The following is a 15,260-nucleotide window of genomic DNA, read 5'->3' as shown; positions in this document are numbered from 1 at the left end:
TAATCTAACGAAATCCCCATAAATTCGCCATTTTTAACCAACCGCTGTCTTTGGCATGCCCGGACTACTGAAAGAAATCCATCCCTCAATGAACAAATGTATCCTTCTTTTATCCCTCCTACTGTTCTGCGTAGCCGGCCTCACAGCGCAAACGTACACCAACCCCGACCTACCCGATGCGCTTACCTTTCTGGACGGAAGCAAGGTGCAAACAACGTCCGACTGGGAAAGACGAAGAAAAGAAATTCTTGACCTTTGGTGCAAATTTATTATCGGGCACTACCCCGAAGAAGTACCGAAACTCCTTTCCGCCGTTGTTCGAAGTACAACAAAAGAAACGGATGGAAGCACCCGAAAACGCCTGCTACTGACCTTTGACACACCCGGCAAACAATCCTTTGAAATTGCTCTCTGGGAACCTGCCGGTACCGACCAAAAAGCCCGGCCATTGTTCCTGACTCAACCCAAAGATTACCAGCTTCCCTGGGCGGAGGAAGCGCTCAAGCGCGGGTACCTTGTCTGCCTGTATCCCGGTTTGGATGCCCACCATTCCGAAGAAGCGTACCCCGATTACCAATCGGTCTGGAAGCGGTTTCGCGAAGAATACCCCGGGGCAGGTTGGTCCTCGTCACTCGGAATACAGGCCTGGCTAGCGAGCAGGGCACTCGATTACCTTTTGGACGAGAACCAGGGATACCGCATTGATACCAGCGCCATCGCCATTGCGGGGCATTCCCGGTACGGGAAGCAATCGATTTACGCCGCGGCTTTCGACCAACGCATCAAGACGGTCATTGCTCGCAGTTCCGGTTCCCCGACAGGCACTTCCTACCGGTTCGCATCCCGGCATACCTTTATGGAATCCGTAGATGACTTCCCGGAAGTATGGGCAAAAAAGGAGTTGACCGATTTTTTAGGGAGGGAGCACCAATTGCCAATCGAAGGCAATGCGCTACTGGCCACCATTGCGCCTCGGAATCTAATGCTCCACACGGCATATAATGACGGAAGCGACCCCACGTTTGGCGTAGAAAGGAATTACGTGAACGCCAAAACCGTTTACACATTGTTGGGCGCGGAGAATAATATATATCTTAGCTACCGGGAAGGGCAACACAATCCGATAACCGAAGCCCACACCCAGCACATGTTTGATTATTTCGATAGCACCTTTGGAAGAAATTCCCTAACTCGCGAAGACTTTCCGGAAATCCTGCACCACCAATTCGATTTTGAGGCCTGGAAGGATAAACAAGGGGAAAATGACCTGTACCTGGAAACCAACCAACCCCTGCCGGAAATAATTCACTGGATGCTGGGAGAAAAAACAGGCGCTGACTCAAACCAACCGGAGTACCGTTTAAAAACCGAAGAGGAACTGGGCGTTCCAGCCTGGTCGAGAGACCGTTGGAACCCGGGTGGGATGAAACGGGTGCCTTTTGCCTTTGGCCAAAATAGGAATGGTAACATGTATTTTGATCCCAGGCGAACGCATTACAAAGGGACAGTGATTTGGCTGCATCCCTGGAATTATTCGCACGGCAGCAACGAAGGATACGGCGTGGAGGAAACCACGGTCTACTGGCGACTCGCCCAGGAAGGATACCTCGTCGTTGGTTACGATCAGTTCGGATTTGGCGATCAGCTTACTGCCGCCTTTGGTTTTTATGAGAATAATCCGCGCGCATCCTTACTGGGTCGGGCGGTGTCCGATGTTAGTGAGGTAATCGATTTCCTGCTGGCGGGCGAAGGAATTGCAGCGGAGAAAATCCCGGCAACGGATGCCACTAAGATATATGTCTGTGGATTTGCCTATGGAGGAATGGTCGGCTTGTATGCCACGGCGCTCGACGAGCGAATTGCCGGCGTGGCTTCGTTTAGCGGCTTTACTCCCATGCGAACGGATACCGATGAAAAGCCAACCGGGGGGATCCGCCGGCTTTGGCAGTGGCACCATGTATTGCCCAAGTTGGGGCTGTATCAGGGAAGAGAATCCGAAATTCCCTACGACTATCCGGAACTTATCCGCCTGATTGCCCCACGCAAGGTGCTGGTCTATGCACCCGTACGCGATCGGTTTGCCGACCCGCAGGACCTACGCCGGGGAATGAAAGAAGCCCAAACGGCCTGGACCGGGCAGGGAGGTTTCGTATTCCTGGCTCCAGACGATGTGTGTCGATTTCAAAAGGATCAGCAAGATGTGCTGCTGGAATGGTTGAACCAAGCGTTGAATTAGATAAGGGATCGGAAGAATAGATAGTAAATTAAACCTAAACGAGTTCACGAAATGAATCTGATCGGATTAGTTTTAATGCTCCTTACACTTTGTTGCGTAGAGGTAGCCGGAGCGACTATCCTTTACGTATCGCCCAGGGGGGCAGACACCAATCCCGGCACGCAGGAGCAGCCGCTGGCCTCCCTGACAGGAGCGAGGGATCGTATCCGTCTGCTGCAAACCCGGGATACCGTATGGGTCAAAATAGCTCCGGGAGATTATTACCTCACCGCTCCCCTGGAGCTCAGTTCTGCCGATGCCTCACCGATCGTTTTCGAAGGCACGGAAGACGGCGTCACCGTGTACGGCGGTGTAGCGGTGACAGGATGGGAAGCCGTAAACGAGCACCTGTGGCGGGCCGCCGTTCCGATACCGCTTTCGGCTGCTCGCCCTCCCGAGCAGCTTTTTGTCAACGGGAAACGAGCCCCAAGAGCCCGAATGCCCAACCGGGGATTTTTTCGGGTTCAAGAGGTAACCGAAACCATCCTAAGTAAGGGAAACGGGCGTTTGCCGGAATTTGCCGTCCAAAAATTGCGGTTAAACCCGGAGGAAATGGCCCTGCTGGAAAACGAGCGTCCGGAATTCTTGCGCCATGCGGTGATTTCCTTGTACCACAAGTGGGATGTGACCCGGAAGTTTATCGACCATTTTGCTGCGGATTCATCCTTTGTCTTTATCAGGGGAAAAGGCATGCAGCCCTGGAATCAGCTGGACGGCCTTACGAACTACAAAATCGAAAACGTACCGACTGCGCTGGATGCTCCCGGCGAATGGATTGGAAAAGGGGATGGGTACCTGTATTACATCCCCAGAGAGGGAGAGTCGATGGATTCGATCGCTGCCTATGTACCTGTTACCGACAAATTTATCACCATCAGCGGTGACCCAATGAATCCGGTGAGAAACAAAGCATTTAAAAACATCCGGTTCAAAGTGGCGGGTTACCACATGCCCATGCAGGGACAAGATCCCTTGCAGGCAGCGGCTTCGGTGGACGCCACCATCACGATGGATTACGCAGACAATATTCTGTTTGACAATTGCGAGGTGGCGCATACCGGATTGTACGGCATTTGGTTTCGGCGGCAATGTACCAATAGCCGCATCACGCATAGTTACCTGCACGACCTGGGGGCCGGTGGGGTGAAGATTGGTGATTTTCTCTATCATCCGGAGGACGAGGATGTTTCTGCAAATAACCTGGTCCATAACAGCATCATACGGGATGGAGGCCACCTGTTTCCAAGCGCCGTTGGCGTAATCATTTTTCACTCCCGTGACAATGAGATTTCCCGTAACGAAATTGCGGATTTCAGGTATTCCGGGGTTTCGGTTGGCTGGATGTGGGGGTACGCAGCGACCGGGGTAGTAACCCAAATACCCGATAAAAACGGCAATCCGGAATGGGCAGAAGGACAGTTTAGAAGTCCTGCTACCGGCAACGAAATCGCCTACAATCACATCCACCACCTGGGATGGGGGGAGCTGTCCGACATGGGCGGTGTTTATATTCTCTCCGAAGCGATCGGCACAGCTGTCCATCACAATGTCATTCACCACGTCTATTCCGCCACCTATGGTGGCTGGGGCCTGTATACCGACGAGGGTGCCAGCCAGGTGCGCATGGAAAACAACCTGGTATATGCCTGCAAAAATTCCGGTTTCCATCAGCATTATGGAAAAGAGAACGTTATACGGAACAATATCTTTGCCTTTAACCTAAAGGGCCAGGTACAGTTGACCCGTGTGGAGAAGCACCAGTCCTTTGAATTTACCAATAACATTGTCTATACCGATAGTGGCGAGATCTTTCTGGGCAACTGGAAGGAGGCAACCGTGCAGATGGGAAACAATTGCTACTGGGATACCCGTACGAAAGAACCACTTTTTTTAGGCAGCCCCTTCAGTGAATGGAAAAACGTAAAAGACAAAAAGTCGATAGTGGCCGATCCTGAATTTGTTGACGCAGCAGATTATGATTTCCGATTAGCGTCCGAAAAAGTAGCCGCAGAAATTGGTTTTAAACCGTTCGATTATTCGCAGGCCGGGGTTTATGGATCCGATAAATGGAAGGAGCTTGCCAGAATGGATGAAACCCGAGAAGCGCTATTTTCCGAAATTATCTCTGAACTGGAAAATTGATGGGTAGAAATCGGGGAACTGTTCTATTGGGAAGCGAGGCGTTCCCGGGGTACACAGGAACCCGGGTATGGGCTACCCTTTTTACCAACTATTGGGAGCAACGTAGTAAAAAATCGCTACATTCCGAAGACCAACGTTTACACCTTACACTGCATGAAAAATAAAAATAGGGTTGACCTTACATTGCTGGTTTTTTGTATGGTTATCATTCAATCTTTTGGCCAGGAGCAAAATCCTCCCAACATCATCCTGATCATGGCCGATGACCTGGGTTGGGGAGATGTAGGATTCAATGGAAACAAGCGTATCCAAACACCTGAACTCGACGCGATGGCAGAGAATGGACTGGTGCTGAGCCGGTTTTATGCGGCCTCTGCGGTTTGCTCCCCCACCCGAGGAAGTTTTCTCACGGGCAGGCACCCGGAACGATACGGCATTACCCATGCCAATACCGGACACATGAAAACACAGGAACAAACCATTGCCGAGTTGGTAAAAAAACAGGGATACACCACCGGGCATTTTGGGAAGTGGCACTTGGGCACCCTGACAGTGACCGAAAAAGACGCGAATCGGGGAGGCCCGCGGGGAGCGGCCCATTATGCACCACCCTGGGAAAATGGCTTTGATGTTTGTTTTTCGACCGAATCCAAGGTACCCACCTGGGACCCCATGGTTACTCCGGGAGCGAGTGCGGGAGATATTGGCCAGCGGGTGCCGGGCGAGCACTTTGGCACCTTCTACTGGTCGGGTGAAAACCAAAAAGTGATCGATAATCTCTCGGGAGACGATTCCCGAATCATCATGGACCGGGTAATTCCCTTTATTGATCAGGCAAAAAAGGCGGGCCAACCCTTTCTATCGGTTATCTGGTTTCATACGCCCCACCTACCCGTAGTGGCGGGACCTGCCCATCGCGCCCTGTATCCCGGATTTTCTGAAGATGAGCAACACTATTATGGCAGCATTACCGCTATGGACGAACAGATTGGAAGGTTGAGAAGCTTTCTTCGCGAGCAGGGCCTGGCGGCAAATACCCTGATTTGGTTTTGCAGCGACAATGGGCCGGAGGGGCCCGAACCGGTCAACCGTACCCAGGGCTCCGCAGGCCCTTTTCGGGGAAGAAAACGAAGCCTGTACGAAGGGGGTATTCGCGTGCCAGCGCTGATCGAATGGCCGGCAGGAATCCGTGCTGGTCAGCGTACCGGATTACCCGCTTCTACCAGCGATATTTTTCCGACCTTATTGCCCCTGTTGGGTCTGGAAATCGAGCCAAAGCTGCAGCCCCTGGATGGAATCAATATTCTCCCCTTGGTAGGCGAAAAAGAGGAGGTCAGGCCTTCCACGATCGCTTTTCGGTTTCAGGGGCAGCAGGCCATCATGGACAACCAATACAAGCTGTATTCTTCGGATAATGGGAAAAATTTTACTTTATTTGACCTGCACAAGGATCCGGGAGAAACAATGGATATCGCTGCCGCTAATCCTCAAAAGGTGGAGCAACTGAAACGCGAGCTCAATAATTGGCTCCTCTCTTGTGAAAAAAGCAATCGCGGAGCAGATTATTGATCCTGCTCGTACCCGTATTTAACAGAAGCCCGAATCATGAACGTCAAACTACTCTTTCTTGGGATTACCTTATCGCTAACTGGGCTTTCGCAGGCGCAGCAAGCCGGCGGGGAGAAACCCAATTTTATCTTTATCTTTTCAGACGATCAGCGCTACGACCTGATCGGCGCACTTGGCCACCCGGAGGTCCTTACACCGAATCTGGACCGTTTGGTGAATGAAGGCGCCACGTTTACACATGCGTATAACATGGGCGCATGGAACGGCGCTGTTTGCGTGGCCAGCCGTGCCATGATGATCAGTGGCCTTTCGGTATGGGATGCGCAGGCGCAGGAAAAAAACTTTCAGCAAATGGCGGATGACGGGCAGTTTTGGCCACAACTGCTCCAAAAATCGGGCTATGAAACCTATATGACGGGAAAATGGCACGTAAAGGCGCATGCAGAAAGCATTTTCCAAAACGTGGTACACATCCGACCGGGTATGCCCAACCAGACTCCGGAAGGCTACAGCCGCCCCAAAAGTCTGGCAGATACCGTCTGGCAACCCTGGGATACACGCTTTGAGGGATTTTGGAAGGGAGGAAAGCACTGGTCCGAGGTGCTGGCCGACGATGCCCTGGGCTTTCTGGACCAGGCAGGCAGAAGCGAAGCTCCATTTATGATGTACCTGGCATTCAATGCGCCCCACGATCCCCGGCAGGCGCCCAAGGAATACGTGGACTTGTATCCCGTCGAAAGCATTTCCTTGCCACCCAGCCACATGGATATGTATCCCTTTAAGGATAGCATAGGGCTCAGCGAGAAACTACGGGACGAAGCCTTGGCTCCCTTTCCCCGTACCGCTTTCTCCGTGCGAAAAAACATACAAGAGTACTACGCCATCATAAGCCACATGGATGCACAGATCGGGAAAATACTGGACGCGCTGGAGGCATCTGGCAAAGCCGACAATACCTACATCCTCTTCACGGCCGACCACGGCCTGGCGGTAGGTCATCACGGGTTGATGGGAAAACAGAACATGTTTGACCACAGCGTCCGTGCCCCACTGCTGTTGGTTGGTCCGGCTGTGCCGAAAGGCAAACGATACGGGCAACAAGTATACCTGCAGGATGTAAGCGCGACCATCCTGGATCTTGCCGGGATCGAAAAACCGGCCACCACGGTGTTTCACAGCTTAATGCCCTATATCGAGGAGGATGCGCCAAGTGCCTATCCGGGTATTTATAGTAGCTACCTGAATTTGCAACGGATGGTGCGAACCGATCGGTACAAGTTGATTTTCTATCCGAAATTGAATAAAACCTTGCTGTTTGATCTGGAAAAAGATCCGCAAGAACTCAGGGACCGTTCGGATGATTTGGCGTATCAGGGGGTGAAACGACAATTGTTGGTCCTCCTTGCGGATCAGCAGCGGGCATTAAACGACCCCCTGGGAACCATTGATTTCTAAGCCCGGCCTATCGGGTAAGGCGATAGGAGTAAGTCCAGCCATATCCTTGGTGTTACCAGCACGGTTTACAGAGGAGGTTTCGGTAATTGTACGTCTCGAACCTGCCTTTCAAAACCACCGGAGAAGTCGATGGAAATCGACTCGAAACCCATCCGAAGCTCTTTATTTTCGCAATGCGCAAAGGTAGTTGGGGGGTAAAGAAACATGGATAAAAAAATCGAGCCTGACCAGGCCAACTGGCGTAACACAGGACACCGACCAGGCCTGCAGCAGTACCTACAACAACTCAAGATTAATTCTAATCCTATGAAAAAAAGTTTTTTTATTCTGTTTTGGTTTTTGGCAAGCATGGGCTTTGTACAGGCACAGCAGGGGGCTCCTTTCGGTAATAGCCTGCCTTTGGCTGCAGAAAGTGATTGGCTGCTAAACCGTTCCGATCAGCCGGCTCGGGTGCAGACCACCGAGGAGGGTCACCTGGTGCTAAGCAATGGCTTGGTACGGCGTACGTTCTCAACGGGGCCCAATGGAGCCACCATTGGCCTCGAGCACCTGAAGACCGGGGAATCCTTTCTGCGATCCGTTCGACCTGAAGCGGCCATCCAGCTGGATGGGATTGCGTTTGATATCGGGGGATTAACCGGGCAACCCGTACACAATTATCTGCTTCGGCAGTGGATCGCCTCCATGAAGGCAGACCCTGCTTCCTTTAAATTGGTGGAACATCGCGTGGAGGCTACCAAAGCCCGATTCGCCTGGAAAAAGCGACCCGAATGGATGCCCAAAGACATGCCATGGCCGGCACCGGGAAAGGAATTGATTTTTACCTATCGTTTGGACGAGGAGGCAATCCGCTTATTGTTGCAGCGATCCACTGCCGATGAAAGCCGGGAAATCGTGTTCCAAGATGCCTTTGCTAGCTTGCACGAAAATTGGAGCCGTTTCGAATCGGGTGCACACGCCCGTAGTTCCTTTATCAACGAAGGGAAAGCCGGTGAAATCATGGCATTGGCAAATACGGCGGTGTACGCAGAACAGCCTGTGCATCCGGAGGCAACCGTATTTCTGGCGAAAATTAATCCCGGTACCGATCGAAGCAGCAGTTGGGGTCCGGGGCTGGGACTGGTGTTTTCAGATCGGGTAATCAAACTCAACTTGCGTCCTGCTGATAACGAGATCGGTTTTTATGATGGGCAAAAGGAACATCGCCTGCAGGGCCTGGAGCAGGGTAAAGCGGTCTGGTTGCGGATGGAATGGGAAGCGGGTCAGTTGCTGGCCTCCTGGTCATACGAACAGGAGGACTGGCAGGAGGTAGGCGCGACTTCCGTGGAACAGGCACCGCGCTACGTGCGGATTGGCAAAATGGACGCGCAAGGTGGTAACCGGGACTACGAACAAAAGGGGAGCTTGGGTCGAAGCAAAATCGAGGAATTTTTTATGCTCGGAGAACTATCTCAGGCTGCAAAAGTGGCCGGGCTGGCTTCCTTGCGCTACCTGCTGGATATTTCCGTAAACGTGCACTACGAGTTGTACGACGGTCTTCCGGTGTTCAGCAAATGGATTACCGTAGACAATCGTTCCGAAAAGGTGGTAACCGTCAATTCGTTTACCAGTGAAATACTGGCCGTAACGGAGCCCGAAAGTACCGTCGATAGCCGGGAGCAGTGGCTGTTACCCAATTTGACCATCGAAACCGATTTTAATTTTGGCGGAATGACTTCGGAGAACGTGCTGCGCTCCAGCATTGCCTGGAAACCGGATCCCCTATACGCCACCCAGGTCAACTACGAGCGTACCATGCCCGTGTTGCTGGAGGTTTCGCCCAAGTACGGACCGGAGCAGACGGTACAGCCGGGCGCCGCTTTTTCTTCCTACCGGGTTTGGGAACTGCTTCACGACAGCTGGGACCGCGAACGAAAAGGACTGGAGCACCGGCGCATGATGCGTGCCCTCGCTCCCTGGGTGACCGAAAACCCCATCCTGATGCACGTTCGTTCGGCGGACACCGAAGCCGTAAAAAAGGCCGTTGACCAAAGTGCAGAGGTGGGCTTTGAAATGGTCATCATGACCTTTGGCAGTGGCTTTAACGCAGAAGACGACACGCCACAAAATCTGGACCGATTGAAAGAACTTGCCGATTACGCGCATGCAAAGGGAATTGCCCTGGGCGGTTATTCCCTGCTGGCCAGTCGCCGGGTAGGGGGCGGAAACGACGTGGTAATGCCAGCCGGGATGACACCCCGATTTGGGAATTCGCCCTGCCTGGAAAGCGAATGGGGCCAGGATTATTTTGAAAGGCTTTATAATTTATACCGCAAAACCGGACTCGATATTCTGGAGCACGATGGCTCCTACCCGGGAGATGTCTGCGCAGCCACTGATCACCCCGGACACAAAGGCTTGGCCGATTCGCAATGGAATCAATACCGGCGTATTTCGGAGTTTTACAAATGGGCTCGTTCCAAAGGAATCTATCTGAACGTGCCGGATTATTATTTCCTAACGGGAAGCAATAAAACCGGTATGGGTTACCGCGAGACCAATTGGTCCCTGCCCCGGGCCCAGCAGGAAATCATCGAACGCCAAAATATCTACGACGGTACCTGGACGAAAACACCGTCCATGGGCTGGATGTTTGTTCCGTTGGTGCAATACCACGGGGGAGGGGAGGCCGCCACGATCGAGCCATTGAAGGAGCACCTACCCCACTACGAACAACGGCTGGCGAACCTTTTTGGTGCAGGCGTGCAGGCCTGCTACCGGGGTCCGCAACTGTACGATGCGCCCGAAACCAAGGCGCTGGTCGAAAAATGGGTGGGCTTCTATAAAAAACACCGGGAAGTGTTGGATGCAGACCTCATCCACCTAAGGCGGCCGGATGGCAGGGATTGGGATGGCATCCTGCACGTGAACCCTACCGGAGAGGAGAAAGGCTTGCTTATGCTGTACAATCCCCTGAACGAGGAAATCACCCGCACCCTGAGTGTTCCGGTCTACTATACCGGCTTGCACGAGCAGGTCCAATTGGAGGATCAGTGGGGAAACCTACAGGATGTACCGGTAGCGCGTGACTACAGCATGACGGTGGAAGTCACCCTTCCTGAGCGGGGATACCGCTTTTTTGTCTTAAAATGATCCTGCACCAACTCACAGAAAACATGTACGTTCGCGCCCTTTTCGTTCTATCCCTCTTTTTTCTCGGGCAGCCGGTCCGGGCGCAGCTGGCGGAACCTGCCGGTACCTCTTCCCTGCCCGGGCTGGATGCATGCAACGTTCGCTGGGATACTCCCTCAAAAAACTCCCTGGGATCCATGCCGGCCGGGAACGGAGATATTGGCATCAACCTCTGGGTGGAGGAGAATGGCGATCTCCTGTTTTACCTGTCCAAAACCGATGCCTGGAGCGCGAACGCCCGCTTGCTGAAATTGGGCAAGGTGCGGTTGGCTCTTGCTCCGAACCCGTTTCAGAAAGGGAATTACTTCTCTCAGGAGCTGATCCTGCAGGACGGCTACCTGCGCATTGAGGCGGGAAATCCGGAAGAGCGGGTGGAAATTGAGGTCTGGGTGGATGCCAACCACCCGGTGGTAGAACTCGACGTAAAAAGCCGGAGGGAGATTACCGCATCGGTCACTACCGAACCCTGGCGGCTTGAGCAACGGGAGATCGCCGACGACACAGAAATCCACTCGGCCTATGGCTTGCAGTCCGTACGGGTAGCGAAAGACACTATCCTTGACCGGGATCCGGAAAATCTGGTCTGGGCGCACCGTAATGAGGGATCCATTTGGGCGGAAAACCTCAAAATGCAGGGCTTGGAAGGATTCATCACACGAGGGAAAGACCCCTTATGGCATGCCACCTTTGGAGCACTCATGCAGTCCGAAAGTCTGCATAAAAGCTCCCCCCGTACCATGGAAACAAAGGGAGCCCGGACCCAATTCTCGGTATCGATAATTGCATTGACGGAGCAGACCGAGACACTAGAGGACTGGGAGCAATCGATCGGGGCACTTGCTGGAAAAATCTCTTCACTTTCCCGACAACAGCGGCGAAAAGCCCACGCGGACTGGTGGCAGTCCTTTTGGGAAAGAAGCTATATTTTCCTGAGTAGTAGAAAAGATGAGGAAAAAGACCGCGTGGCGATGGTGTCTAAAAACTACAATCTCCAACGCTACATGCATGCCTGTTCGGGCAGGGGCAGGTATCCGATCAAGTTTAACGGGTCCATCTTCACGGTGGATACCAAGCATCTGGACAACCGCTACGGGGGATTCGATGCGGATTACCGGCAATGGGGTGGACCGTATTGGTGGCAAAACACCCGCCTTCCCTATTGGTCCATGCTGGAAGCTGGAGACTTTGATTTGATGCAGCCGCTGTTTAGGTTGTACCGGGAAATCCTTGACATCCGAAAATACGCCACGAAAACCTACTACGGGCACGAGGGGGCCTTTTATTTGGAAACCATGCGTCATTGGGGCACTTTTGCTGAGTCGAATTACGGCGTTGAGCGACCCGACAGTCTTCCGGTGGGTACCCCGGTAAATTCCTTTATCCGGTACTATTGGCAAAGTGGGCTGGAGTTTTCGCTCATGGGATTGGACTACTACGCCTTTACCGGGGACGAAGAAACGCTCAAAAGGGAAATTCTTCCGGTGGTGACCGCCGTCATGACGTTTTTTGATCAGCATTGGGAGCGGGACGAGCAGGGCAAGATATTGTTTGACCCGGCGATGGCCCTGGAGACCTACCAACGGGCAGTCAACCCCCTTCCGGAAATCGTTGGAATAGCCAAGGTTTGTTCGGAATTACTTGCCTTGCCCGAATCAGTCCTGTCCGAAGCGCAACGGAGCAGCTACCGACGATTGCTTCTGGAGTTACCCGAAATTCCGCTGCGAGAGGTAGCAGGAGAGAAGCGATTGGCTCCCGCGCATGCCTACAGTGGGAAGCAAAATATTGAAAATCCAGAGTTGTATGCCATTTTTCCCTATCGCCGCTTTGGCCTTGGAAAAGATAGCCTGAACCTGGCCATACGCACCTTTACTGACCGCGAGTCCAGGGAAAACCGGGGATGGCAACAACATTCCATCAAGGCAGCCTATTTGGGACTCACCGAAGAAGCGGCTGAATTGATGACGGCGTATTTTAATGCCGGAACCACCGTCTACCGTTTTCCTACCATGTGGGGACCAAATTACGATTGGACGCCGGACCAATGTCACGGTTCCGTTGCCATGATCGCTTTGCAGCGGATGCTGTTGCAATACGATCGGGATGAAATCTTGCTGTTTCCCGCCTGGCCCAACCACTGGGACGTGGCGTTTAAACTGCACGCCCCCCAAAACACCACGGTAGAAGGAAAGCTGGAAAATGGAGAAATCACCTTTCTACACGTTTCTCCCGAAAAGCGCCGGGAAGACGTGGTCCAAATGTTTAACCGTTAGCAAAAAAAAGTGGAGCCCTGGAGCAATCCTTTCGTCGCCCGCTATTGCAATTAAACCCGTTCCTGCCCCATGAGACGATCTTTTGCTGTAAGCATTCTATGTGTAGTTACCCTCGCAGTTGCCGCCCCGGCGCAGGATTTGTTTGTTTCCAAGGCCGGAAACGATAGCAATCCCGGCACCCGGGAAGAACCGGTAGCCACACTGCAGGCGGCACGGGACCTCCTTCGACAGTATGCGGTAACCGGCGAACTGGCCGAGGGAGGAGGTACCGTTTGGATTGGGGGTGGAAACTACGAGCAGACGCATTCCCTGGTATTGAACGAACACGATTCGGGAAAGCCAGGCGCACCAATTGTCTGGCGGGCAATGCCCGGACAAGAGGTACGCATTACCGGAGGAAGGGGCATTCCTCCGGAGGCCTTTCAACAGGTGACGGACTCCTCTGTGCTGCTACGGCTTTCACCTGGTGCCCGACCAAAGGTGCTTCAGGCCAACCTGAAGGAACTGGGGCTGCATGATTTTGGAGCGATCCGGCAATACGGACACGCCATGCCCGTCACTCCGGCGCCTCTGGAGCTTTTCTTCAATGCGGCCGTCATGCCACTGGCAAAGTATCCAAACGAAGGGTACATGAAAATCGGAAAGATCATGGATCCGGGCTCGGTACCTAGAAATCAGGATTACAGTTCCCATGGGGGTGTTTTCGAATATTCCGACCCACGTCACGAGGTATGGGCTGGTCAGCAAGACGTTTGGTTCCAGGGAACATTTATGTATGGGTTTGCAGACGATAACATTCTGGTGGAATCAATCGATCCAATAAAGAAACAGGTTCGATTGGCCAGCCCCTCGCTATACGGAGTAGGTAGCGGTAAGGATTTTCAACACTACCTCGCCTACAATATTCTCGAAGAACTTGATAGTCCCGGAGAGTGGTACCTGGATAGGCAATCGGGCATCTTGTATTTTTGGCCCCCCAGTTCAATAACGGAGGGTTCACTGATGGTCTCCCTGATGGAAGATCCGATCATCAGCCTGGAAGGAGTAAGCCATCTGCTCCTCCGGGACCTGACGGTGGAGGTAGGTAGAGGCATCGGTATTTACCTGGAACGGGGAACGGGTAATCTGATCGCCGGATGCACGGTTCGAAACGTGGGTACCAGTGGGATATTTATGGGGCAGGGGGCTAAGCAAACCTTCCCATTCATTACTCATGACGACTACGAGGGCGTGCCGGTTTCCCGGAGAATTGGCAACTTACAGGGGCATATTTACAAATACACGCACTGGGACCGAAAAGCCGGAACCAATCATGGGATCTTGAGCTGCGACGTGTACAATACTGGTAGTGGCGGTATTTATTTAAGTGGAGGAAACAAACGAAAGCTGATTCCTGGTAATAATTATGCGGAAAACTGCCGGGTGCACACCTATAACCGGCGCAATAAATTTCTATGGGCCGGGATCAATATCGATGGTGTGGGAAACCGGATCAGCCATTGCGAAATATTTGATTCCGAATGGCAGGGAATATACGTACATGGAAACGAACACCTTTTCGAATACAACCATATCCACCATGTAACGCTCAATTCGGATGATACTTCTCCCTGGTACATTGGAAGGGATCCCAGCGATCGTGGCAATGTGCTTCGGTACAACTATTTTCACGATTGCGGCAACCCAGACCGCATGAATATGGGCATCTACTGCGATGATTCCAGCACCGGTGTACTGGTATACGGCAACGTGTTTTATAGAATGAATGCCAATCACGGTGTGCTTTTTACCAATAGCGGCTGGGATTTAACGATGAAAAACAATATTATCATTGAGCCAATTGCTCATACCGCTGTGGTGTCCGCCCATTATTATACCTGGTACCGGGGAGGCGGCCCTTCCATGTTTGGTGAAAACGGTCTACTGAGAAGGCGCCTGTTGGAAAATGTAGCCGTGGACCAGCCACCCTATGCTGAGAGGTATCCCGGATTACAAAATTACCTGCGCCCGATAGTTGAAGGCGAGGAATGGGAAGGCATGCGAGCGCGTAGAAACGTACTGTCCGGGAACCTCATAGTGGGTGGACCCGAAGACCCGGTGCACCGAATGGGAGGGGAACATGCGCAAATTGAATCGCTAAACAATTACCGGACAACGGGAGATCCTGGATTTGTCGATTACGAACACGGGAATTTTAACCTCAAACCGGATGCCGAGGTATTCCAACGAATTGAGGGATTTGAGGCCCTTCCCTTTGACCGGATGGGTCTATACCGGGACGAGTACCGGACCGACTTGCCCGAGTAGGTAAGGGAGCGCCTTCAGTGCAGCCTTCGGTAGATTTTGAGCGAAGGATTAGATTATTCAGTTATTTTTTT

General features: G+C 52.6%; 7 protein-coding genes. All 7 read left to right on the top strand.

Features of this window, described 5'->3' with window-relative positions:
* Positions 1-88: 88 nt before the first annotated feature.
* The 7 genes from ABWH99_RS16100 to ABWH99_RS16070 all read left to right on the top strand — a co-directional run bounded on the left by ABWH99_RS16100 (position 89) and on the right by ABWH99_RS16070 (position 15,189).
* Positions 89-2,236, top strand: a complete 2,148-nt coding sequence (locus ABWH99_RS16100; RefSeq protein WP_375582861.1) for a serine aminopeptidase domain-containing protein — start codon at positions 89-91, stop codon at positions 2,234-2,236.
* 51 nt (positions 2,237-2,287) lie between these two features.
* Positions 2,288-4,417: a right-handed parallel beta-helix repeat-containing protein gene (locus ABWH99_RS16095; RefSeq protein ID WP_375582860.1), complete on the top strand. Its 2,130-nt coding sequence runs from the start codon at positions 2,288-2,290 to the stop codon at positions 4,415-4,417.
* 153 nt (positions 4,418-4,570) lie between these two features.
* Complete coding sequence (locus ABWH99_RS16090; protein WP_375582859.1) at positions 4,571-5,986, top strand: sulfatase; 1,416 nt, start codon at positions 4,571-4,573, stop codon at positions 5,984-5,986.
* Positions 5,987-6,022: 36 nt separating this feature from the next.
* Entirely contained in the window at positions 6,023-7,441 is a 1,419-nt protein-coding gene (locus tag ABWH99_RS16085) for a sulfatase-like hydrolase/transferase (protein WP_375582858.1), read from the top strand.
* 306 nt (positions 7,442-7,747) lie between these two features.
* A complete protein-coding gene (locus ABWH99_RS16080) occupies positions 7,748-10,573 on the top strand; it encodes a hypothetical protein (protein ID WP_375582857.1) in 2,826 nt (941 codons plus the stop codon).
* Positions 10,570-12,882, top strand: coding sequence for a DUF5703 domain-containing protein (locus tag ABWH99_RS16075; RefSeq protein WP_375582856.1), 2,313 nt, complete (start codon positions 10,570-10,572; stop codon positions 12,880-12,882). The genes ABWH99_RS16080 and ABWH99_RS16075 overlap by 4 nt, the downstream gene beginning before the upstream one ends.
* A 69-nt stretch (positions 12,883-12,951) precedes the next feature.
* Positions 12,952-15,189, top strand: coding sequence for a right-handed parallel beta-helix repeat-containing protein (locus ABWH99_RS16070; protein WP_375582855.1), 2,238 nt, complete (start codon positions 12,952-12,954; stop codon positions 15,187-15,189).
* Positions 15,190-15,260 lie beyond the last annotated feature (71 nt).

The sequence above is a fragment of the Cyclobacterium xiamenense genome (genome assembly GCF_042140265.1).
Lineage (GTDB): Bacteria > Bacteroidota > Bacteroidia > Cytophagales > Cyclobacteriaceae > Cyclobacterium > Cyclobacterium xiamenense_A.
This window is presented reverse-complemented; position numbering and strand designations above follow the sequence as displayed.

Bases quoted from the DNA above. Each gene is read 5' to 3' on its own strand.
- ABWH99_RS16095 (WP_375582860.1), top strand. From the start codon at position 2,288: ATGAATCTGATCGGATTAGTTTTAATGCTCCTTACACTTTGTTGCGTA.
- ABWH99_RS16090 (WP_375582859.1), top strand. From the start codon at position 4,571: ATGAAAAATAAAAATAGGGTTGACCTTACATTGCTGGTTTTTTGTATG.
- ABWH99_RS16070 (WP_375582855.1), top strand. From the start codon at position 12,952: ATGAGACGATCTTTTGCTGTAAGCATTCTATGTGTAGTTACCCTCGCA.
- ABWH99_RS16100 (WP_375582861.1), top strand. From the start codon at position 89: ATGAACAAATGTATCCTTCTTTTATCCCTCCTACTGTTCTGCGTAGCC.
- ABWH99_RS16085 (WP_375582858.1), top strand. From the start codon at position 6,023: ATGAACGTCAAACTACTCTTTCTTGGGATTACCTTATCGCTAACTGGG.
- ABWH99_RS16075 (WP_375582856.1), top strand. From the start codon at position 10,570: ATGATCCTGCACCAACTCACAGAAAACATGTACGTTCGCGCCCTTTTC.
- ABWH99_RS16080 (WP_375582857.1), top strand. From the start codon at position 7,748: ATGAAAAAAAGTTTTTTTATTCTGTTTTGGTTTTTGGCAAGCATGGGC.